The sequence below is a fragment of the Thermaerobacter nagasakiensis genome, assembly GCF_055396825.1.
Genome location: NZ_AP043740.1, coordinates 2,242,959 through 2,264,621 on the forward strand (window position 1 = coordinate 2,242,959; position 21,663 = coordinate 2,264,621).

Genomic DNA, 21,663 nt, shown 5'->3' on the forward strand with positions numbered 1-21,663 from the left:
TGAAGGCTCGCTGCCTTGGGGCGAACCGGCGGCCGAGCCGCCCCCCCGAGGCGCCCGGCCCCGGCGGCCCGAGCCCCGGCGGCCCGCCTGGGCTCCCGGGGCCCAGCCGGCCCGGGTCCCGCCGGCCGCCGGTGCCGGGGCGGACTCGCCCGGGCGGAACGGCCGCGGGGGAACGCCCCTTGGGGGCCGGACCGAAGTATAGCAACTCTCCCTGGCCATGACACCCCGGTGGCCTGCCGGGACCGGCCCGGCGCCCCGAGCGGGCGGGTCCGCCGGCCGGGCCGGTGGCCCGCCGCCGGCCCGGCCCCCGGGCCCGGTTCTACCGCGATGCCGGCGCCTGGAAGATCACCGTCACCACCGACCCGATGGGAACCCGGGTGCCGGCTCGCGGCTGCTGCCCCGCCACCACGCCCTCCCGGTCGCCCCGCGCCTCCATCTGCAGGCCCGCCGCCGCCAGCCGCTCGGCGGCGGCCGCATAGTCCAGCCCGCGCAGGTCGGGCACCGTCACCCGGCCTTCCTCATCCTGCCGGAAGGCCGCCTCGGTATAGAGGATGATCGTGCTGCCCTGTTCCAATTGCGCGCCGGCGGCGGGGAACTGGCCCACCACCCGCGGGCCGCCGCCCTCGAAGGTCACCTCGAAACCGGCCGCGTGGGCCCGCTGGCGGGCTTCCTGGCGGGTCAGGTTCATCAGGTTGGGCACCTGCCGCAGGCGCTTGGGGTCGGCCCGTTCTTCCCGGGTGGGGGGCACGCCCAGATAGCGCAGCACGTCCCGGGCCACCGCCTGGAAGACCGGCGCCGCCACGTAGCCGCCGTAATAGATTCCCGACGGCTCGTCGATGGACACCACGATGGCCAGGCGCGGTTCCTCCACGGGCACCAGCCCCGCGAAGGAGCCGATGTACTTCTGGACCACCCGGCCCTCTTCCACCTTGTTGGCCGTGCCCGTCTTGCCGCCCACGTCGTAGCCGGGGATCCGGGCCCGGCTGCCGGTACCCTGTTCCACCACCCCGCGCATCAGCTCCCGGATGGTGCGGGCCGTCTCGGGCTTGATCACCTGGCGGCGCTCGGCGGGCTGCACCTCCTCCACCACCTGCCCCTCGGGATCCAGCCACGCCTGGGCCAGGTGGGGCGTCTGCCACACCCCGTCGTTGGCGACCGCGGCCACCGCCGCCGCCATCTGGATGGGGGTGGTGGTCAGGGTCTGGCCGAAGCCCATGATGGCCAGGTCAAGGAGCGTCGCCTGGTCCATGGGCGGCACGATGCCCGTGGCCTCGCCGGGCAGGTCGATCCCCGTCAGCTGGCCGATGTGAAACCGGTCCAGGTACTGGTAGAAGAGCGGCTTGCCCAGGGCCAGGGCCATCTTGCCGAACACCACGTTGGACGAGTGGGCGAACCCCTCGCGAAAGGGCACGGAACCCAGGCCCGCCTGGTTCCAGTTGGAGATCGTCTCGCCGCCGACGGTGAGGAAGCCGGGGTCGTCCACGATGGTGTCGGGGGTGACCCTGCCCGCGTCCACGGCCGCCGAGCCGGTGATGATCTTGAAGATCGACCCCGGCGGGAAGGCATCGGCCACCGGCTTGATCCGCCAGTTCTGGCGGGGGAAGTCGGCAAACCGGTTGGGGTCGTAGGTGGGCCGGGAGGCCAGGGCCAGGATGCCGCCCGTGCGCGGGTCCATCACCACGATGACCCCGCCCCTGGCCCCGTGCTGGATCACCGCCCGCTCCAGCTCCCGCTCGGCGATGTACTGGATGGTCTCGTCGATGGTCAGGCGCAGGGTCAGGCCGGGCGCCGGCCGCACGTAGCGGGCCTGGACCGTGGGCAGCCGGATGGGCCGGCCCAGGGCGTCGTACTCGGTGGCGATGTAGCCGTCCTTGCCCGACAGCTTGTCGTCGTAGTAGGCCTCGATGCCCTCCAGGCCCTGGTTGTCGACACCGGCAAAGCCCAGGACGTGGGCGGCCAGCTCGCCCTTGGGGTAGAACCGGCGCGCCTCCTGGGTGATGTGCACGCCGGGGATGTCGAGCTGGCGCACGGCCCGGGATTCGGCGTCGGTGACCCGCCGCTTGACGTACCAGAAGGCGTGGGGCACCGTCAGCCTCTCGTAGACTTCCTGGGGGTCCATGTGGAGCACGCGGGCCAGGTCCCGGGCGGCCTGCTCGATGTCGACCTGGCCCTTGCGGGCCGCTTCCTGCAGCTCGGCCGGCGCCACGTAGACGGTGTCCACGTCGGTGCTGGTGGCCAGCGGCCGCCCGTTGCGGTCGACGATGTCGCCCCGGCGGGCCTGCACGGGCACCTGCCAGAGCCGCATGTCCAGCGCCTTTTGTCGCAACGCCTCGCCCCGGACCACCTGGATGGTCACCAGCCGGCCGGCCAGTACGGCCAGCGCCAGGGTGAACACGAGAAAGACCAGCAGGATCCGCCGCCGCAGCCCCATCCCGGGCATACGAACGGCCGGAAAGCCTGGCGCCGTCCGGCCCATCCCGAACCGCCTCCTGCTTCGTACCAAGCCGTCGTTCCCAGGGCACCTTCAAGCCGGCCGGAAGGAGCCGTACCCGGGCCCGCCGGCGGCCCGGGAGTCGCCGGGTCCGGGATCTCCCGCCGTCCCACGCGGCCGCCGCCCGCCGCCGTTCCGGTACCACCCGGCCGTTCCGGTACCACCCGCGATTGACCTTTTAGCCGGTACTCCGCGGGTGCCATCCCGGGCCGCCGGGCGACCCGGGGCTTCCCCGGCCATCGCGGGGGGGGGGAGTCGCGGGCCTGCCCGCCGGCCGTGGCGGCCGCCCGGCGCCGGCGGGCCCTTGATTGGCCAGGCCAGGGCCTTCATCCGCCCAGCCAGTGCCGCCAGAGTCCGAGCAGCCAGCCGGCCGCTGCCGGGCCTTCCGTTGTCCCCTGGTTGTCTGGCGCTGGGCCGGCCCCGGCGCCCTGGGCACCCATCGCGCCGGGCGATCCGGCCGTGCCTCCGGCGGCAGCCGCCTCCGCGGCCGCGGTCTTCCCGGGCCCGGCGGCGGGCCGGGCCGGGGACGGGCCGGCGGCCGTAGCGGGCTCCAGTGCGATCACCGCCTCCTGCACGGGCCGGCCGGTGGCTCCGGCCCTCGCCGCCGGGGACCCGGCCGGAGCCCCCGGGTCCGCCGCCTGGACGGCGGGGGCCGGCACCCGCACCGCCCGCACCGAGGCGGGTTCTTCATAACCCCGTTGACGGGCGGCGCTCTCCAGCCGCTCCAGGGAATCCAGCCCCGCCACCTCGATCTCCAGCCGCTCGGTGGCCCGCTGGAGTGCGGCCAGCTCCTGCTGGCGCTGCAGAATGGCCCGGTTCATCTCGTACAGGACCGCATACCGGCTGACGACCAGCACGGCCAGGAGGAACAGCGTGCCCACCGCGGCCACCAGCCGCGCCTCGGGCCGCAGGCGCAGCCTGCGGCGCACCCGGTAGCGCCGGGACGGGCGCGGGAGCTCCCCGGGGCGTCCCCCATCCGGGTCCAGCCAGGGTGCGGTGGAATCCGCGGGCCAGCGCGGTGCCACAGCGGTGTTTCCGGCTCGTACCATAGTGCTATTCGCCCCCGCTTCCGTCTATGTCCGGAGCCGTTTCCAGGGGTTCCGGACCGCCGGTGCTGCGCTCCAGGGCCCGAAGCTTCGCGCTGCGGGCGCGCGGGTTCCGGCGCTCCTCCTCGTCCCCCGGGGTCACGGGCCGGCGGGTGAGGATCTGGAAGGCGGCCCCCTCCTCGCCCGCCGCCTTCCGGGCGGCCAGGGCGCGGAAGGCCCGTTTCACCGCCCGGTCTTCCAGCGAATGAAAGCTGATGACTACCAGCCGTCCTCCGGGACGCAGGTAACCCGCCGCCTCCTGAAGGAAGGCCTCCAGGCCCTCCAGCTCGTTGTTCACGGCGATGCGCAGGGCCTGGAAGGTCCTCCGGGCAGGGTGCCCGCCCCGGCGCCGGGCCCGGGCCGGAACGGCGTCCTTGATGACCTCCACCAGCTGCAGGGTGGTGGTGATGGGCCGGCGCTGGCGCGCCGCCACGATGAAGTCGGCGATGCGGCCGGCCCAGCGCTCTTCCCCGTACTCGGCGATCCACCGGGCCAGCTGGTCACGGCTGGCGGTGTTCACCAGATCCGCGGCCGTCACCGGCTGGCTCGGATCCATGCGCATGTCCAGGGGCGCGTCCACCTGGTAGCTGAACCCGCGGGCCGGATCGTCCAGTTGCATCGAGGAAACCCCCAGGTCCAGGAGGATGCCGTCCACGGCCTTCCAGCCCGCGGCGGCCAGGTGGCGGCCCAGGTCGCGAAAGTTGCCCTGGACCAGGCGCACCCGGTCCCCGAAGGGCGCCAGCCGCGCCGCGGCCAGGGCCAGCGCCTGCGGGTCGCGGTCGATGCCCAGCAACCGCCCGGCCTCCCCCGCCGCCTCCAGGATGGCGGCGGCGTGGCCGCCCGCCCCCACCGTCCCGTCGACGAACCGGCCTCCCCGCTCCGGTTGCAGGTAGGCCAGGACCTCCGCCAGCAGGACGGGGATGTGGCGCGGGGTCCCGGCGGCCCCAGGAGGGGTCCCCGTGGCCCCGGAAGCAGCCCCAGGGGCCCCGGCAGGTGTCCCGGCAGCGGTCCCGGAAGCTTGCGCAGGGGTGCCGTCACCGGCCCCCGGTCCGGCCAGGGGGACTGGCACGCCAGGTTCGGTTAGGGCGCCTCGTTGGTTGTCGTGCCGCGCGCTGGCCATCGTGGTGACTCCCCGCTGGCCCTTTAGGACCCCTGTCAGATCCCCAGGTCGACGATCTGCTCGGCGATCCGGGAGTAGGCCTCCGACGCCTCTTCCACGTAGCGTGTCCAGCGCTCCGCGGACCAGATTTCCACCCGGTTGCCCACCCCGATCAGCACCGCCTCCCGGTCGATACCGGCGTACTCGCGCAGGGTCTGGGGCAAGAGGATGCGGCCCTGCTTGTCCGGCACGCACTCGCAGGCGCCCGAGAGCAGCATCCGGACGAAGGCGCGGGCGCTGGACTGGGCAAGGGGCAAAGCCCGCAGCTTGGCCTCCAGGTTCCGCCACTCCGCGGGGGGGAAGACGAACAGGCACTGGTCGAGGCCGCGGGTCATGACCAGGGGCTCGCCCAGCTCGTCCCGCAACCGGGCGGGGACGAACAGGCGCCCCTTGTCGTCCACCGTGTGGCGGTACTCGCCGATCAGCATGCCCGCGCGCGCCTCGCTTCCCGCCGTTCCCCCGCCGCCGGTGCCGGCGGTCTCTCCACCGGGGGCCCCGGCTGCCGGGCCGGGGCTCCACTGTCCCCCACTTTACCCCACTTTGAACCACTGGCCCCGTGTATTCGGGGCGGCGGGGACAACTCCTGCCCCCAGCGGTCCCAATTTTTTGACGGGTGGCGACGGGCGCGCGCCGCAACAACCGCCGGTCTTCGGCAGGCGCGCCGCAACATGGCGAAAGGCGCCGGTGGGACGCACCGGCGCCTTTCGCGGGACCGCCATCTTGTCGAAGAAAAACGAAACGCGCCGCATCCTGCGGCGCGTCAGGATGCGGCGCGTGGACGGGCGGTGGTGGAGCGGATGGGACTCGAACCCACGACCTCTGCGATGCGAACGCAGCGCTCTCCCAACTGAGCTACCGCCCCGCCGACAAACCCCATTCTACAGGCGGCCACCGGCAGCGTCAACCGTCCGCCCCCGGGCCGGGAGCCCCACCTGCCGGAAGCGTCTCCGCCCGGTGCCGCCCGCACGCACCAGGCCGCCGGCCCGTCCAGCGGCCCGGCCCGGCCGCCGACCGCAACGCCGGGCGCGGGACCCTTCGCGGGCGGGTGGCCACAGGCGGCGGGCGGCCACCGGCAGGCCCGCCACCCGAACGCGCCCCCGCCTGCTCGATCCGGCTCCTTCAGCGGATGCCCCACCACGGCCCCAGCACGCCGGCCTCGCTGACCACCAGGTCCATGCGCCGGTCGTGCTCATCCCGTGGTACCGAGGCCAGCAGCATCGCCGCGGGCACCACGCCTGCGCGCCAGGCGGCCGGGTGGCGGTCGAGGAACCGGTCATAGAACCCGCCGCCGCGGCCCAGGCGCCAGCCCTGGCGGTCAAAGCCCAGGCCCGGCACCACGATCAGGGTGCTCCCGTCCACCGTATGGGTAGGGCAGCGGGCCCGGGGCTGCCGGAGTCCCCACGGCCCTTCCTCGGTGTCGTCCCAGCTGCTCACCTGCCGCGCCTCCATGACCTGGCGGACGGGGTCGACCCGCGGCAGCAGCACCGCCAGTCCCTGGCGGCGCGCCCACGGCAGGAGGGGCGCCACATCGACCTCCGTCGCCAGGGGCGCGTACAGCATGACAGCGGCGACGGCCGGCTGCTTCCGGGCGCCGCCGGCACCGGCCGGCCGCTGCAGGGCGCTGCCGGCACCGGCCGCGGGCCAGGGCTCCTGTCCCAGCAAGAGGGCCTGCAGCCGGGCGCAGATGGCCGCCGACACAGGACCGCGCTCCGTGCGGGACCAGGCCCGCCACGCCTCCCGGAGCCGCCGCCGCCAGGCCTCCTTGCCGCCGTCGCGGGGGGTGGAAGCAGCCCCGGGGCCCGGCGGGCCGGCCCCAGCGCTGGGCACCCGTTCCCGTGGCCCCGCCTGGGGAGCACTGGCCATGGCGTCTTACCCCTCGGGATCGATCCAGGCCACGGCGTCGCCCTGGTTGAGCGTCTGGCCCCGGGTGTGGGGCACCGCGGTCACCCGGCCGGCACAGGGAGCAGCCAGCTCGTTTTCCATCTTCATGGCCTCCAGGATGGCCACCACCTGGCCTGCTTCCACCCGGTCCCCGGGACGAACCCGCACGTCCAGGAGCACCCCCGGCAGCGGCGCCGTCACCGGCGTCCCCTTGCCGGCGGTGCCGTTGGGGCCCGCAGGTGCTGCGGCCTCCGGGGCGGCACCGCCCCCCCGGGGGGCGGTGCCGCCCCGGCCCTGTGCGGCCTCCCCCGCGGGCGCGGCGCCGGCAGGCGCCGCGCCCGCGGCCGGGCCCGGCGGCGGCGCCGTCCCCGCCGCCGTCGCGTCGCCGGCAACCCCGGGCGGCGCCCCTGGGGATAGCCCCGGCGCCGCCGCAAGGCCCGCCGCCGCGTTGCCGGGCACCGCCGGGGCGGTGCCCGGCAACGCCGGGCCGAAGCCTGCCCAGGCCCCAGGATGGGTCCCGCCCGGGCCACCACCGGCCGGGCCCAGGGGGCCGAGGGGGCCACCGGCCCCCAGCACCCCGCCCGCCGCCCAGGGCCAGCCCATGGCGGCCGCCGGCCAGAGGCCGGCACCGGGCCCGGCGGCCGGCCAGCCCGGTCCCGCCGGCCCGCTCCACGCCCCGGCCCAACCGGCGCCGGGAAACGCCGCCGGCCCGGTGGCGCCCGCCGTACCGCCGGGGCCCGCCGTGCCCGCCTCCACCGGTTCGACCCAGACGTCAAAGACCCAGCCGTTGACCGTCACCCGATAGCGTTTCATCCTCGTGTCCTCCCGTCCTTACGGCCCTGCCGGGTGGAGGCGTCCTGGGCCGGCGCCTGCTGCCGGCGGTCCGGCCGCTGGGCGGCGGGGGGATGGGGCCGGCGGGGGCGCGCCTGCATGGCCGTGCCGGCGGCCATCAGCTCTTGCCTGCCGGCCAGGGCCCAGGGCTGCGGCCACCCGCCACCCGCCGTGGGCAGGGCAGGCGAGCCCGCGATGGGGTTGCGCCCAAGGATTCCCGCCGCCCCGCCGCCGGCCCATGAAGGGCTCGCCGGCGCAGGCCCAAGGGGTTCGATCCGGAGCACCCTGACCGGCTGCCCCGCCTCTGCCTCCACGGCCGCCATGATGGCGGCCACCACCGCCGGAGGAATCACCCTCCCATCCTCCTCCCACACCGGGTTGCACCCGAAACTGCGCAGGGCCCGCCTCGGGGGTTCCTCCCTCCGGGCTCCGGGCAGCGGGAGGACCCCCGCAACCGCCCCTCCCGCCTCCAGCCCCCCACCGCTCTGGGGCACCGGGTTCACAGGGGGATGTTGCCGTGCTTGCGGGCGGGGCGCTGCTCTCGCTTGCCGGCCAGGCTCTCCAGGGCTGCCGCCACCCGCGCCCGGGTCAGGGCCGGCTCGATGACGTCGTCCACATACCCCCGGGCTGCCGCCACGTAGGGGCTGGCGAAGACGTCCCGGTACTCCCGCACCTTGGCCGCCCGCATGGCGGCGGGGTCGTCCGCCTCGGCGATCTCCCGCCGGAAGACGATGTTGCAGGCCCCCTCCGGACCCATGACGGCGATCTCCGCCGTCGGCCAGGCAAAGGCGTAGTCGGCCCCCAGGCCGCGGCAGCACATGGCGATGTAGGCGCCGCCGTAGGCCTTGCGCAGCACCACCGAGATCTTGGGCACCGTCGCCTCGGCGTAGGCATACAGCACCTTGGCCCCGTGGCGGATGATGCCGCCGTGCTCCTGGGCCCGGCCCGGCAGGTAGCCCGGCGTGTCCACCAGGGTGATCAGGGGAATGTTGAAGGCGTCGCAAAAGCGCACGAAGCGGGCGATCTTGTCGGACGAGTCGATGTCGAGGCACCCGGCCAGCACCCGGGGCTGGTTGGCCACCACGCCCACCACCCGCCCGCCTAGCCGGGCGAAGCCCACCACGGCGCTCTGGGCAAAGCGCTGGTGAACCTCGAAGAAGGTCCCCCGGTCCACCAGTCCTTCGATGACCCGGCGCACGTCGTAGGGCTTGTTGGGATCCGTCGGCACCACCTGCTCCAGTTCCGGCGCGGGCCGTCCGGGCGGGTCGCCGGTGTCAAGAAGGGGCGGTTCCTCCAGATTATTGGAGGGCAAATAGCTCAGAAGGTGCCTGATCAGGCCCAGGCACTCGCGCTCGTCCCGGGCGTAGAAGTGGGCCACGCCGCTGCGGGTGGTGTGGGTCGCCGCACCGCCCAGCTCTTCGAAGCTGATCTCCTCGCCCGTCACCGTCTTGATCACGTCGGGCCCGGTGATGAACATCTGGCTGGTGCCTTCCACCATGAAGACGAAGTCGGTGATGGCGGGCGAGTAGACGGCACCCCCGGCACAGGGGCCCATGATCACGGAGATCTGGGGGATGACCCCCGAGGCCCAGGTGTTGCGGGCAAAGATCCGGGCGAAGCCGTCCAGGGAGGCGACGCCCTCCTGGATGCGGGCACCCCCGGAGTCGTTGATGCCGATCAAGGGCGCCCCCGCCTTGAGGGCCAGGTCCATCACCTTGACGATCTTCGCCGCGTGCATCTCCCCCAGAGTGCCGCCGATGACGGTGAAGTCCTGGGCGAAGACGTACACCAGCCGCCCGTCGATGCAGCCGAATCCCGTGATCACGCCGTCGCCCGGCGCCTCCTTGCCCTCCATGCCGAATTCCCGCGCCCGGTGCTGGACGAACAGGTCCAGCTCCTGGAAGCTGCCGGGGTCAAGCAGGAGGGCGAGGCGCTCCCGGGCGGTGAGCTTGCCCTTGGCGTGCTGCTGGGCGATGCGCTGGGTCCCGCCCCCCTGCTCCAGCCGCTGCCGGCGGGACCGCAGTTCGGCCACCTTCTCGGCCATGGACGCAGGTCCCGCTGCACCGGACGGCGGCTCCCCCCGCCCGTTGTCCTGCCCGGTGCCCGCGGGGCTGCTCGCCGCCCGGCCGCCGGGCGCCTGGCCCGCCCCGGCCGCCCTGGCGGGGGCGGGAACCGCCTGTTCGTCCCGTTTCGCCTTGCCGTCGCTGGTCATGGTCCCTTCGGTCCTCCGGTTTCTCGCCCGGTTTCGCCACGCCTTGCTGGCCCGCGGCCCGGCCCGGAACCCGGCTCGGGCACCGTGGACCGGGCCCGGGACCGGCCCAGGACCCGGGCCTTGACGCGGGATGCCGCCGGGATCCCGCTCGCCGGCCCGGGCACCCGACCGGAAGCCGCCCGCGCGCCGGTCCACCGGATCCGGCCGCCGGCCCGGTACGGCCGCGGGCCTGGGCCCCGGGTCTAGGAGCGGAAGCTGCTGTCGGTACGGTGGATCCAGCCCCTCACCCGCATGGCCTCGGCCACCCGGGCCACCGCCACGGTGTAGGCGGCCAGCCGCAGATCCCGGGTCGGGAGCCGCTGCCCCGCCTCCCAGACCCGGTGGAAGGCCCGCACCATCCGCTCCTCCAGCCGCTGGTTGACCTCGTCCTCCGACCAGTACCAGTGGCACTGGTTCTGGACCCACTCGAAGTAGCTGACGGTCACGCCCCCGGCATTGGTCAGGATGTCGGGCAACACCACCACGCCCCGCTCCACCAGGATGCGGTGGGCCTCGGGGGTGGTGGGGCCGTTGGCGATCTCGCCGACGAGCCGCGCCTGGATCCGGCCCGCGTTGGCAGCGGTGATCTGGTTTTCCAGGGCGGCCGGCAAAAGGATATCACAAGGCAGGGTAAGCAAGTCTTCGTTGGTGATGGTGCGGGCGCCCGGGAAGCCGGACACGCTGCCGGTGGCCTCCTTGTGGGCGGCCACCGCCTCGGGTTCCAGGCCCCCTTCGTTGACGATGGCGCCCCCCGAGTCGCTGACGGCGATGACCCGGACCCCCATGTCGTACAGCAGCCGGTGGGCGATGCTGCCCGCGTTGCCGTACCCCTGGATCGCCACCGTGGCGTGGCGGATGTCCAGGCCCATGGCCTGGGCCGCTTCCCGGACCACGGTGACGGCACCCCGGGCGGTGGCTTCGTGGCGGCCTAAGGAGCCGCCGATCACCAGGGGCTTGCCGGTCACGATGCCGAAGGCGTTCTGCTGGCGGATCTGGCTGAACTCGTCGGCAATCCAGGCCATCACCTGGGCCGTGGTGTAGACGTCGGGGGCCGGGATGTCCTTCTCCTCCCCCATCACCTGGGCCATGGCCTGGATATAGCCGCGGCTCAACCCCTCCAGTTCCCGCGCCGACATCCGCTTGGGATCGCAGACCACCCCGCCCTTGCCGCCGCCGAAGGGAATCTCCAGCAGGGCGCACTTGAGGGTCATCCACATGGACAGGGCCTTGACCTCATCAGGGGTGACCTGGGGGTGGAAGCGGATCCCGCCCTTGGTCGGCCCCAGGGCGTCGTTGTGCTGGGAGCGGTAGCCCACGAAGACCTCGGTGCGCCCGTCGTCCATCCGGACGGGGATCGCCACCTCGATGAAACGCAGCGGCCGCGCCAGGATCCGGTAGACGGCGGGGTCCAGGCCCAGCACCTGGCAGGCGCGGGCAATCTCCTGCTTGGCCACCTCGTAGGGGTTGGGCAGGTCGGCACCCGTCTCCACCTTGCCGTCCCCGGCTCCGGCCCCGGCCGGACCGCCGGTCTCCCGGGCCGGCCCGGGTTGCGGCGCAAGGGTGGTTCCGGTGCCCTGCCGGGCCGCCGGCCCCTCGGGCCGGGCTGGCTGGGCTGCCGTCTCGCCCGCCGCCTCCCGTCCCCCGGCCGGCTCCGCCGGCGCCTCCGCCGGGGCGGGAACGGGCGGAGCCAGGGGTGCCGCCACCTCCATGGCCGTCGCCCCCGGGCGCGGCCCGGCAGCCGCCGGGGAGGGCGGGGGCCCCTGGTTCCCGGCAGGTTTCCCGGCAGGCTCCCCGGGCCGCCCCGGATCCAGCCGCACCGGCGCGGGCCGCTCCTGCTCGGCCTGCTCCGGCCTCCCGCTCGCACCGTACCCTGTCATCGTGAGGCCCCCTTCCACGGCAGGTGGTCGCGGCAGGCCCCGCGCCCCCGGGAAGGTCGCTACCTCCCCCGCGGGCCGGCGGCCGGCCCCGTGTCCTGCGGGCCTCCGGCGCACGGCGACCAGAGGCCCGGCCGGGATTCCTCCCCGTGACCCCTCTCCCGCGCTAGGCCCGCCGGTCCCCGGCCGGTTCGTCCCCTGGCCAACCGGCTGCCGGCCGTCGCCCCAGTTTCCCATCGGAAACCGGGGGCGGATGCGTGGGGCGGATGCGTGCCCCGCGCAAAAACCCAACAGGTTACCCTTCCTCCGGGGACGGCGCGCTACTCGTCCTGCCCCAGCACCCGGGCAACGGCGTCCCGGCTCAGGCGGATCTCCACCTTGTCGGCGATGCGCAGGCGCACCGTGTCTTCGTCGACCCTGGTCAGGGTGCCGAAGATGCCGCCGATGGTGACCACCTTGTCGCCGGCCTTCAGCCGTGCCAGCATCTCCCGGCGCCGCTTCTGCTGCTGCTGCTGGGGCCGGATCAGCATGAACCACATGAGGCCGAAGAACACGGCGAAGATCAGCAGGTTTGAAAGCAGGGCATTCCCCTGTTCGGGCACAGCGCCACCTCGCTTTCCTCCAAGAGTGTACCCTTCACGGCTTCGCCGGGAGGCCCGGGCCTCCTGCCCCCGGGGCCGGACCCGCCGGGGACCGCGCGGGACCTGTGCCCCATCGCCTTGGAGCCGTGTCGTCTGAGCCCGTCATCCCGCCGGCAGCGGTTCCGGCTCCGGCGGGCGGAAGCCCAGCACCGCGCCTTCTTCCCGGTAGAACGCCGCCCGGAACTCCGGCAGGCGGTCCTCCCGCACCGCCTGGCGCAGGCGCTCCATGAAGCGCTGGAGGTACCGCAGGTTGTGGATGGTGGTGAGGCGCATGCCCAGGGTCTCGTTGACCTTGAGCAGGTGCCGGATGTAGGCCCGGGAGAAGTGGCGGCAGGCGTAGCAGTCGCAGGCCGGATCCAGAGGGCCGAAGTCCCGGGCGTAGGCGGCGTTGCGCACGGTGATCCGTCCCTGGGAGGTGTACACCGTTCCGTGGCGGGCCATCCGGGTGGGCAGGACGCAGTCCATCATGTCGATCCCGCGCCACACGGCCTCCAGGATCAAATCGGGCGTCCCCACGCCCATCAGGTAGCGGGGCCGGCCGGCCGGCAAGAGAGGTACCGTCACGTCCAGCACGGCCACGGTGACCCCGGCGGGCTCGCCGACGCTCAGGCCGCCCACGGCATAGCCGGGGAAGTCCAGCTCCACCAGTTCCTCCGCCGAGCGGCGGCGCAGGTCGGGATAGGTTCCCCCCTGCACGATGCCGAAGAGGGCCTGCCGGTCGGGGTCCCCGTCTTCCTGCCAGGCGCGGTGGCAGCGGCGGGCCCAGCGGGTGGTCCGTTCCACGCTGGCCTCCACCTCGTCCCGGCGGGCCGGATACGCCAGGCACTCGTCGAAGCACATGATGATGTCCGCCCCCAGGTCCCGCTGGACGGCCATGGACAGCTCGGGGGTGAAGAAGTGCTCGGAGCCGTCCAGGTGGGACCGGAAGCGGACGCCGTCGCCGGTGACCTGGCGCAGTGCGGCCAGGCTGAACACCTGGAATCCGCCGCTGTCGGTCAGGATGGGCCGGTCCCAGGCCATGAAGCGGTGCAGGCCGCCGGCCTCCGCCACCACCTGGGACCCGGGTCGCAGGTACAGGTGGTAGGTGTTGCTCAGGATGATCTGCGCCCCCACCTGGTGCAGCTCGTGGGGGCTCAAGGTCTTCACCGCGGCCTGGGTGCCCACGGGCATGAACACCGGCGTCTCCACCACCCCGTGGGGCGTGTGGAGCCGCCCCGCCCGGGCGTGGCTGTGGACTTCGTGGTGTTCCACGGTGAACCAGCCGTCCCAGCGGCCCAACGATCCCGTCCCTCCCACCCTCAGGTCCGTGCCCGGCCGCCCTCCGGCTCTCCCGCCCTGCCGGCACGGCCACGACGGCCCGTCGCCCGTCCCGGCGATCCCCGTCACCCGGCCGGGGGCCGCCCTTACTCCGGCAGGGCCGGCTCCTCCCTCCCCGCCGGCACCGCCCCGGGCAGGATCAGCATGGCGTCACCGAAGCTGAAGAACCGGTAGCGCCGGGCCACCGCCTCCCGATAGGCGGCCAGGGTCTGCTCCTTGCCCAGCAGTGCCGCCACCAGCATGATCAGGGTCGACCGGGGCAGGTGAAAGTTGGTGATCAACCCGTCGATGGCCTTGAAGCGGTAGCCGGGGTAGATGAACAGGTCCGTCCAGCCGCTGCCCGGCCGGACGGTCCCGCCGGCCGCCGCCACCGTCTCCAGGGTGCGGGTCACGGTGGTGCCGACGGCGATCACCCGGCCGCCGGCGGCGCGGGCGGCGTTGATCGCCTCCGCCGCGGCCGGTTCGACCCGGTAGAACTCGGCGTGCATCTGATGTTCCTCGACCCTCTCGGCGGTGACGGGCCGGAAGGTGCCCACCCCCACGTGGAGGGTGAGGTAGGCGATGCGGACGCCCTGGTCCTGGAGCCGCTTCAGCAGCTCCGGGGTGAAGTGCAGGCCCGCCGTGGGCGCCGCCACCGAGCCCTCTTCCCGGGCGTAGACCGTCTGGTACCGCTCGGGGTCCTCCAGCTCGGCGCGAATGTACGGCGGCAGGGGGACCCGGCCCAGGCGGTGCAGGGTTTCGTCCACCGTCTCCCCCGGCGGCGGCTCCACGCGGATGACCCGTTCCCCGCTGTCCCGGGCTTCCTCGACGTACACCCGCAGGGGCCGCTCCTCGCCGCACACCACCTCCGTGCCCGGGCGCACCCGCCGGCCGGGCCGGGCCAGGGCCAGCCAGCGGCCTCCGTCCAAGGGCTGCAGCAGGAGAAACTCCACCTGCCCGCCGGTGGGCCGGCGCCCGTAGAGGCGGGCCGGCCGCACCCGGGTGTCGTTGAGCACCAGGCAGTCGCCGGCGCGCAAGAACCGCGGCAGGTCGCCGAAGCGGGCGTGCAGCCAGCGCCCCGTGTCGCGGTCGACCACCATCAGGCGGGAGGCGTCCCGCCGGGCCAGCGGCTGCTGGGCGATCAGCTCCGGCGGCAGATCGTAATCGAACTCGTCAACGCGCATGCCCCTTCTCCTTCTGGCTCCGCGTTCTCCCTGGCGACCTCGTACCCTCTTGCCCCGGGCGCGCCGGGCGGGGTCCCGGGCTGCAGGGTGGTGCGCCCGGGGCGTGGCGGTGGCCCGGACCGGCCCTGAAGACCGCAGCCGCCTCGCCGGGTCACGTGGGGAATTATGACACAAAAAACCCCGGGGGCTCGCCACCCCGGGGCCGGATATCCGGCCGGCCGTGATGCCCGCTGCCGCGTTGCCGCCTGGGCCCGGCCATCCTTCCCTGCTCTCACGCCGCCTCAGCGACACAGCAAGGGATCGGTGATGCCGCCCACCAGGGAGCCCAGGAGCCCGCCCCCGTCCTGGCAGGTCACCAGCCCCTCCAGGTCGTCCAGCAGCATCCCGCCACCCGCCGGGCCCGTGCCGGTATCGCCGGCCGTCGATCCCGGCGACCCCGCTTCGCTGCCCGTTCCGCCGCGCGTGCCGGTGCCCGCGGTCGAGCCGCCACCCCCTCCATCCCCGCCGGTGGCTCCGCTCCCCGTGCCGGCGCCGGTGGAGCCCGCCGCGGTCCCGGTGGTGCCGGAGCCGCCTCCCGCAGCGGGGCGGGTGGACCCGCCCAGGCCGGTGCCGGGCAGGGGGAGGGGCAGGCGAACGCTGCCATCCCCTTGCCCGCCGCTCCCAGAACCCGCCCCCGAATCGCCGTTCCCGGTGCCTTTGCTGCCGCCGTTCCCGCCGGGCAAGGCCCGCGGCCACCCGGGCACGGAGGGAACCGGGGACGAGCCCGGCCGCCCGGGCCGAACCTGGGTACCAGGGGCACCGGAACCCGTCTTCTCCTTGGTCTTGCGGCCGGTGCCGGCCTTCTTCCCCGGGCCGCCGGCTCCCGGGCCGGACTCCCCGCCCGCACCGCCGCCCTGGCCTGCCTGGCGGCCTCCGGCCTTGCCCGCCGCACCGCCCTTGCCGTCCTGATCGCCGCCATGTCCCCTGGCCTTGCCCTTGCCCTGCGGCTCCCGTTCCGCCCCGCCGTCCGGCGAGCCGAGGAGGTTCACGGGCAGGATGACCTGCAGGATGCCGTCCTGCAGCACCTGGCGGAGGGTGCTCACCCGTTCCAGGCCGGCCAGCACGTCTGCGGCTCCGGCACCGCCCGCGCCCCCCGCATCCCGGTCACGCCCGTTGCCGGCGTTCCCGCCACCGGGCGCGGCATGCCCGCCGCCGGGGTTCCCCTGGTCCGTGCCCCCGTTCCCCGCGCCGGCAGCGGGTCCCTCCACGCCGCGGTCCGGTCCGGGCGCCACGCCACCGGAACCTGCCACCGGCCCGCCGGTTCCTCCTTGCCCCGGCCGGCCGGTGCCGGTCCATCCCCGTCGCACCTGCTCCGGTGGCAGGCTGGCCAGCCGGGCCAGCAGGTCGCCGACCACCGCGGGCTCCAGGGCCGTCCCCGTCCCCTGCCGGTCGAGGGCCTCCACCTCAGCCCCCAGGACCGCCGCCGTCTTGAACACCGAAAGCCCCGTCTGCCGCGCCAGCCGGGCCAGCCGGGGCCCCAGGTGCGGCTCGTCCACCGCCACCTCCGCGGCGGCCACCGCCTCCGGCCGCTGGCGCAGCACCACGGCCGCACCCCGCTGGGCGCGGGCCACCGCCTGCCGTACCGCCGGTGGCAGGCGCCGGCCTTCATCCAGCGGTGCGGCAGCGATCACCACCACTCCAGGCAGGAGGCTTTCCTGCCGGGCGGCCCGTTCCACCAACAGGACCACCACCCGGTCCACCGGCAGGCCGACCCAGGCCGCCGGGTCGACCAGGGCCGCCGCCGCCTCGGTCAAGGGTTCGACCCCCAGCACGGCCGCCCAGGGGTCCGTCACCAGCCCGACGCTGGCCGGATCCAGGTCGACGGTGACGTAGCTTGCCGGGCCCGCCGCCGCCGGGGTCACCAGGAAGCCGCTGAAGACGGCCACCAGCAGGGCCGCCGCGGCCGCCCAGGCCAGCAGCGGTCGCCAGGAGGGGCGCCGGGCCACCAGGTCCAGATGAACCTCCTGGCCCACATACCAGCGGCGACCGCGCAGGGGCACCCGCAGGAACTGGCCCCCCTCCCGCAGGACGACGGCACGATCTCCGTCGATTTCCAGCACGACCGCCTTTGTCGTCACGGCCCTGCACGCCTCCCCCGGCCGGTCCGTCCATCACAATCCGGCCTCCGTTAGTCCTTACGCAAAGAACCGGTTCGGTTCTGGGGTGAATGTCGCCTCCGCCCCCGAAAATCCGCCCCGCGCGCCTCCGCCCGTGTTCCTCACGCCAGGTATTCCTGGAGGAATACATAATCGCCGATGAGGATCAGGGCAACGGCGACGATGTACTTGCGCTGGCGCTCCAGCGTCTTGCGGGACGCCTGCGCCTCGGGGTCGGCCGCCAGTTCCCGCAAGGGCAGGGTCCGGTTCTTCAGCAGCGCCTCCCGGTATGCCGGCACCGACGCCAGGCGCCGGGCCACCTGGATGGCCCGGTCCCGCGCATCCTTGTGCTTGGGGCAGTTCTCCACCAGATCGCTGAAGCGGATGCCGAAGCGGGCCAGCTCCTGCTGGAAGCGCAGGATCTCCTGGCGGCGTTCCCAGGCTTCCTCCGCCAGGGCGTGCTGGTCCAGGGCAGCCTGGACGTCCACCTGGTTGACGGGGTGGCCCTCCTCGTCTTCGGTCTCCAGGTCGCTGAAGGGGACCACGGCCCGCGCCGCCGACTGCTTGCGGAAGTGGTCGATGAGCCGGCGCTTGATCACCGTCTCGGCGAAGGCGATGAAGTTGTTGCCCCGGGTGTCGTCGAAGCGGTCGATGGCCTCGTTGAAGGCCAAAAGGCCGATGCTGATCTCCTCGTCCTGGCCGGCGTGCAGGTAACGGCCGCACACGCGGGAGGCCACCTTGAGCACAAAGGGGGTGTACGCCCGGATCAACTCGTTGCGGGCATGCTCATCCCCGGCCTTGGCCTGGACGATCAACTGGTCCGTCCCCAGGGGGCTCGGATGCATGGCTCCACCCCGTCGGCAAGTCCCGTCGCCGGCCACCCGTCCGGCGGGCCACCACCGGATCCACCGGCCCCTCCCCCGCCCTTCACCATCGCCGGCCACCGCCCCGGGAAGGCGGCCGCCGGTGCGGGACCGGTGACCGGCCGCCGGACCCGCCCGGCGGCCGGGAACCCGCAGCACCGGCCCCGCAGGCGGCTAGCGCCCGCGGAACAGCAGATTCAGCACCAGGGTCAAGAGCAAGCTCAACAGCAGCGAGCTGGCGAGAGGAAAAAAGAAGGTGAAGTTTCCGCGCCGGATGACGATATCCCCAGGCAGGCCGCCGAAGCCGGCCCGGCCGGCGAGCCAGAGAAGGAGCCCCAGGGCCGCCAGGCCCAGGCCCATGAACACCAGCCAGCGTCCGATGTCCGTCAGCCCCACGGTCCTCACCCGGCCTTCCGGTGATCTCCCGTCTTGTTTCCCTGTTCCCGGCCCATCCCACGTCTCCTACAAAGTTTACAATAACATGACGAAATGATTACAAGCCCAGCCCGGGCAGTTCCTGCTGGGCGCTGCCGGTTTCGTCCCGGGACGAGCCCGAACCGCCGCGGGCCGGGCCGGAGCCCGCCCGGGCCCCGCCGGGCCGCACCCCCGTTTCGGGGCTTTCAGCATCCAGCCAGGCCGGCACGGGCAGCCCCAGATGCTCGTAGGCGCGGCGCGCCAGGACCCGCCCGCGGGGCGTGCGCTGGAGGAAACCCATTTGCATGAGGTAGGGCTCGTAGACGTCCTCGATGGTTTCGGGTTCCTCGCCGATGGCCGCGGCCAGGGTCTCCAGCCCCACCGGCCCGCCGCCGTAATGCTGGGCCATGACCGCCAGCAGCCGCCGGTCGGCCCGGTCCAGGCCCAGCGGGTCGACCTCCATCAGATCCAGGCCCGCCCGGGCCACCTCCGCGGTGATGACGCCCTCCGCCCGCACCTGGGCGTAATCGCGCAACCGGCGCAGCAACCGGTTCGCCACCCGCGGCGTGCCTCGCGCCCGCCGGGCCACCTCCGCGGCACCTTCGGGGTCGATGGCCACCCCCAGGATGCCGGCGGCCCGCAACACGATCCGGGTCAGCTCCTCCGGCCGGTAGTACTCCAGGCGCAGCAGCACGCCAAAGCGGTCCCGCAGGGGACCCGTCAGCCGTCCCGCCCGGGTGGTCGCACCCACCAGGGTGAAGCGGGGCAGGTCGATGCGCAGGGACCGGGCGGCCGGGCCCTTGCCGATGATCAGGTCCAGGGCGAAATCCTCCATGGCCGGGTAGAGGATCTCCTCGACCGGTCGCGGCAGCCGGTGGATCTCGTCGATGAACAAGACGTCCCGGTCGTTCAGGTTGGTCAGGAGCGCGGCCAGGTCACCGGCCCGCTCGATGGCAGGACCGGAGGTCATCCGGAAGCCCACGCCCAGCTCCCGGGCGATGACCTGGGCCAGGGACGTCTTACCCAGGCCGGGGGGACCGTACAGCAGCACGTGGTCCAGGGCGTCGCCCCGCTCGCGGGCCGCCTGAATATAGATGGAAAGCTTCTCCTTGACCCTTTCCTGGCCCGGGAAGTCGTCCAGGGACTGGGGCCGCAGCCCCGCCTCCAGCGGTGCATCGCCGGCCTGCAGGCGGCTGGAGACCACGCGTTCTTCCTCGATCACCGGGCCGCACCTCCCGCCGCTCGGGCGCCGGCCAGGGCCCGCAGGGCGGCCCGCACCCAGGCCGCTGCCGGGGCGCCCGGTTCGACCTGGCCGGCCACCGCCGCCAGGGCACCCTCGGCCTCAGCGCGGCTGTAACCCAGGGCCTCCAGGGCCGCCAGGGCATCGTCCCGGGGCGAGGCTTCGCCGGTACCCGGCGAAGGGACCGCCCCCGCCGTGCCCGTGGCGGCCGGGCCGCCCGCGGCACCGTCCTCCGCCAGCGGCTGCCCCAGCCGGTCGCGCAATTCCGTCAGCAGCCGCCGGGCCAGCTTGGGCCCGACCCCAGGCACCCGGGTCAGCAGGGCGGGATCCTGGAGGACCACGGCCCGCCGCAGGTCTTCGGGGGTCAGGACCGACAGCACCGAGAGGGCCACCCGCGGGCCGACCCCCGACACGGCCACCAGGGCGTCGAAGGCCGCCTGCTCGTCGGCCGTGGCAAAACCGTAGAGGGACCACTGGTCTTCCCGGACCACCAGCCGGGTGAGGAGCCGCACGGGCTCACCCACCGGCGGCAGCCGGCGCTGGGTCTGGCGGGAGACCGCGACCCGGAAGCCCACCCCGCCCACGTCGATCCAGGCTTCGTCACCGTGGAAACCGGTCAGCTCGCCGCGCAAGAAGGCGATCACCGGACCGCCCCCCTCTGGAACGGTGCCGCACCGGCGTCGGGGAGGCCCCGCGATCCGCCCCGCCCCGGAGCCCCGGTCCCGCCCCAAGCCGAGGTCTGGGCATGCAGGCAACACACGGCCACCGCCAGGGCATCGGCGGCATCGTCCGGAACGGGCGGCCGGGCGAGCCCGAGCAGCGCCTGGACCATGCGCTGCACCTGGACCTTGGAGGCGCGGCCGTACCCCACCACCGCCTGCTTGACCTCGTGGGGCGCGTACTCGTGGACGGGAAGCCCCGCCTGGGCCGCTGCCAGCAGGGCGACACCCCGGGCCTGCCCCACGTGCAGGGCGCTGGACCGGTTCTTCTGGAGGAACAGGCGCTCCACCGCCATCGCCTGGGGCTGGTAGCGGCGGAGGAGCTCCTGGAGATCCCGGTAGATGGCGGCCAGGCGCTGAGCCGGGGGCTGGCTGGCCGGGGTACGGATCACGCCGTAGGTCACGGGCACCAGGGTGGTACCGGCCACCGCCACGACGCCGAAGCCCATGGTCGCCGTCCCCGGGTCGATGCCCAGCACCTGCAACGCTCATCCCTCCGTTCATCCGGTGGGGGTTCGACAGGCGCCAGGGTGGTTCCTTGTGGAAAGCCAAGGGCCGCGCCGAGGACCGCGGGGCATCGGACCCCGTGGCGGCGGAGCCGGGGTGGCCCACCGCGGCGGCATGACCGGCAAGACCCAGCCCCACCGGGCGCGCCGGGCCCCGGCCAGCCCATGGGAGGGCCTGCCTGTCCCGGGCGGCCGGTCACGGCCCGGGTCCCGTCGGGGCGGGGCAGGACGCCTGCGCAGCGGCATGGGAAGCGGCCTGGAAGGCAGCACGGAAAGGGTGTGGCCAACGACGGAAGGGCGCCGGAACGGGAGCGGGCGCTCCCTGGCCGAACCTCATCCGGTTCAGCGGGACGGCGGCCTCCGGAACGGGATGTCGCCCGCGGGCTCCGGCGAGGGGCTCCAGCCCGCTCGCGGCCGCCGGCGACGGGTCGCAGCTACGGCGTCAGGCTCTCCAGCACGTGCCAGGCCTCGACCTCGCCTTCCACCACCAGGCCTCGCTCCAGCCGACGCCGGTCGCCGGGCAGGAGGCGCTCCTCGGGCACAGTGGTGAGCAGGCGCAGCGGCCCCAGACCATCGCCCTGCTCGCCGGGCCGGCCGTAGAACACCGCCACCCGCCCCTGGTGCAGGCCCACCGTGCGGTACCGCAGCCAGGCCTGGGGCGGGCACGGCTCCGAGACCTCCCGCTCCAGGACCACGCGGTCGGGCGTAGCCTCCACCAGCCGCCAGGTGTCGCGGCTGCGCAAGAGGTCGGCCACGCGCCAGCCCGTTTCCAGGGCGGTGGGCGGCCGTTCCGTCTCCAGCACCACGCCGCGGCAAGCCGGGTACCGGGTTCGCTCGACCAGCCGGGTCTCCGCCGTCAGGGTGGCGGCCCGCGCGGGCGGCGCGGGCTTGCGGGCGGCCGGCGCCCGTTCGTCCCGCCCGGCGTCCAGCCGCCACCAGTAGGCGCCGGCGGCCACCCCGCCCAGGATGGCCACCGCCACCAGCGTGGCCGTTACGGCCTGCTTGCGCCCCAGTGCCACGGGCCCGCCTCCCGAACCGTACCCGCTCCGCGGCGGGCACTTCTTCTGGAAGGCGAGGATGCCCGGAGGGGCCT

The 21,663-nt window shown here is 74.3% G+C and carries 19 protein-coding genes and 1 tRNA gene; all 20 read right to left on the reverse strand.

Annotated elements, in window-relative coordinates:
• Positions 1-319: 319 nt before the first annotated feature.
• Positions 320-2,476: a penicillin-binding transpeptidase domain-containing protein gene (locus tag ACZ5T9_RS09570; RefSeq protein ID WP_464832828.1), complete on the reverse strand. Its 2,157-nt coding sequence runs from the start codon at positions 2,474-2,476 to the stop codon at positions 320-322.
• 341 nt (positions 2,477-2,817) lie between these two features.
• On the reverse strand, positions 2,818-3,516 hold the full coding sequence (locus ACZ5T9_RS09575; protein WP_464832830.1) for a septum formation initiator: 699 nt from the start codon (positions 3,514-3,516) through the stop codon (positions 2,818-2,820).
• A 28-nt stretch (positions 3,517-3,544) separates the two neighbouring features.
• Positions 3,545-4,696 (reverse strand): 16S rRNA (cytosine(1402)-N(4))-methyltransferase RsmH, encoded by a 1,152-nt coding sequence (gene rsmH / locus ACZ5T9_RS09580; RefSeq protein WP_464832832.1) that lies wholly within the window; start codon positions 4,694-4,696, stop codon positions 3,545-3,547.
• Positions 4,697-4,731: 35 nt separating this feature from the next.
• On the reverse strand, positions 4,732-5,163 hold the full coding sequence (gene mraZ / locus ACZ5T9_RS09585; protein ID WP_464832834.1) for a division/cell wall cluster transcriptional repressor MraZ: 432 nt from the start codon (positions 5,161-5,163) through the stop codon (positions 4,732-4,734).
• A gap of 358 nt (positions 5,164-5,521) precedes the next feature.
• Positions 5,522-5,597 (reverse strand) — tRNA-Ala (locus ACZ5T9_RS09590).
• Positions 5,598-5,854: 257 nt separating this feature from the next.
• Positions 5,855-6,598: a 5-formyltetrahydrofolate cyclo-ligase gene (locus ACZ5T9_RS09595; RefSeq protein WP_464832836.1), complete on the reverse strand. Its 744-nt coding sequence runs from the start codon at positions 6,596-6,598 to the stop codon at positions 5,855-5,857.
• A 6-nt stretch (positions 6,599-6,604) separates the two neighbouring features.
• The gene (locus tag ACZ5T9_RS09600; protein WP_464832838.1) at positions 6,605-7,429 is read right to left on the reverse strand and encodes an acyl-CoA carboxylase biotin carboxyl carrier protein subunit; all 825 of its coding nucleotides are present in this window, start codon (positions 7,427-7,429) and stop codon (positions 6,605-6,607) included.
• Positions 7,426-7,800 carry a hypothetical protein gene (locus ACZ5T9_RS09605; RefSeq protein WP_464832840.1) on the reverse strand — a complete coding sequence of 125 codons (375 nt, stop codon included), beginning with the start codon at positions 7,798-7,800 and terminating at the stop codon, positions 7,426-7,428. The genes ACZ5T9_RS09600 and ACZ5T9_RS09605 overlap by 4 nt, the downstream gene beginning before the upstream one ends.
• A gap of 146 nt (positions 7,801-7,946) precedes the next feature.
• Complete coding sequence (locus tag ACZ5T9_RS09610) at positions 7,947-9,491, reverse strand: acyl-CoA carboxylase subunit beta (RefSeq protein ID WP_464834432.1); 1,545 nt, start codon at positions 9,489-9,491, stop codon at positions 7,947-7,949.
• 410 nt (positions 9,492-9,901) lie between these two features.
• A complete protein-coding gene (locus ACZ5T9_RS09615; RefSeq protein ID WP_464832842.1) occupies positions 9,902-11,575 on the reverse strand; it encodes a Glu/Leu/Phe/Val family dehydrogenase in 1,674 nt (557 codons plus the stop codon).
• A gap of 317 nt (positions 11,576-11,892) precedes the next feature.
• Positions 11,893-12,174: a preprotein translocase subunit YajC gene (yajC, locus tag ACZ5T9_RS09620; RefSeq protein ID WP_464832844.1), complete on the reverse strand. Its 282-nt coding sequence runs from the start codon at positions 12,172-12,174 to the stop codon at positions 11,893-11,895.
• Positions 12,175-12,315: 141 nt separating this feature from the next.
• Positions 12,316-13,491: a tRNA guanosine(34) transglycosylase Tgt gene (tgt, locus tag ACZ5T9_RS09625; protein WP_464832846.1), complete on the reverse strand. Its 1,176-nt coding sequence runs from the start codon at positions 13,489-13,491 to the stop codon at positions 12,316-12,318.
• A 125-nt stretch (positions 13,492-13,616) separates the two neighbouring features.
• Positions 13,617-14,693, reverse strand: a complete 1,077-nt coding sequence (queA, locus tag ACZ5T9_RS09630) for a tRNA preQ1(34) S-adenosylmethionine ribosyltransferase-isomerase QueA (protein WP_464832848.1) — start codon at positions 14,691-14,693, stop codon at positions 13,617-13,619.
• Between the two features lie 281 nt (positions 14,694-14,974).
• Positions 14,975-16,810: an anti-sigma factor domain-containing protein gene (locus ACZ5T9_RS09635; protein ID WP_464832850.1), complete on the reverse strand. Its 1,836-nt coding sequence runs from the start codon at positions 16,808-16,810 to the stop codon at positions 14,975-14,977.
• 140 nt (positions 16,811-16,950) lie between these two features.
• Positions 16,951-17,673, reverse strand: a complete 723-nt coding sequence (gene sigI / locus ACZ5T9_RS09640; RefSeq protein ID WP_464832852.1) for an RNA polymerase sigma factor SigI — start codon at positions 17,671-17,673, stop codon at positions 16,951-16,953.
• Positions 17,674-17,865: 192 nt separating this feature from the next.
• Positions 17,866-18,096, reverse strand: coding sequence for a DUF2905 family protein (locus ACZ5T9_RS09645; protein WP_006903953.1), 231 nt, complete (start codon positions 18,094-18,096; stop codon positions 17,866-17,868).
• 88 nt (positions 18,097-18,184) lie between these two features.
• Positions 18,185-19,327 (reverse strand): Holliday junction branch migration DNA helicase RuvB, encoded by a 1,143-nt coding sequence (ruvB, locus tag ACZ5T9_RS09650; RefSeq protein WP_464832853.1) that lies wholly within the window; start codon positions 19,325-19,327, stop codon positions 18,185-18,187.
• On the reverse strand, positions 19,324-19,989 hold the full coding sequence (ruvA, locus tag ACZ5T9_RS09655) for a Holliday junction branch migration protein RuvA (protein ID WP_464832854.1): 666 nt from the start codon (positions 19,987-19,989) through the stop codon (positions 19,324-19,326). The genes ruvB and ruvA overlap by 4 nt, the downstream gene beginning before the upstream one ends.
• Positions 19,986-20,549 (reverse strand): crossover junction endodeoxyribonuclease RuvC, encoded by a 564-nt coding sequence (ruvC, locus tag ACZ5T9_RS09660; RefSeq protein WP_464832855.1) that lies wholly within the window; start codon positions 20,547-20,549, stop codon positions 19,986-19,988. The genes ruvA and ruvC overlap by 4 nt, the downstream gene beginning before the upstream one ends.
• A gap of 455 nt (positions 20,550-21,004) precedes the next feature.
• The gene (locus ACZ5T9_RS09665; RefSeq protein WP_464832857.1) at positions 21,005-21,589 is read right to left on the reverse strand and encodes a hypothetical protein; all 585 of its coding nucleotides are present in this window, start codon (positions 21,587-21,589) and stop codon (positions 21,005-21,007) included.
• Between the last annotated feature and the right edge of the window lie 74 nt (positions 21,590-21,663).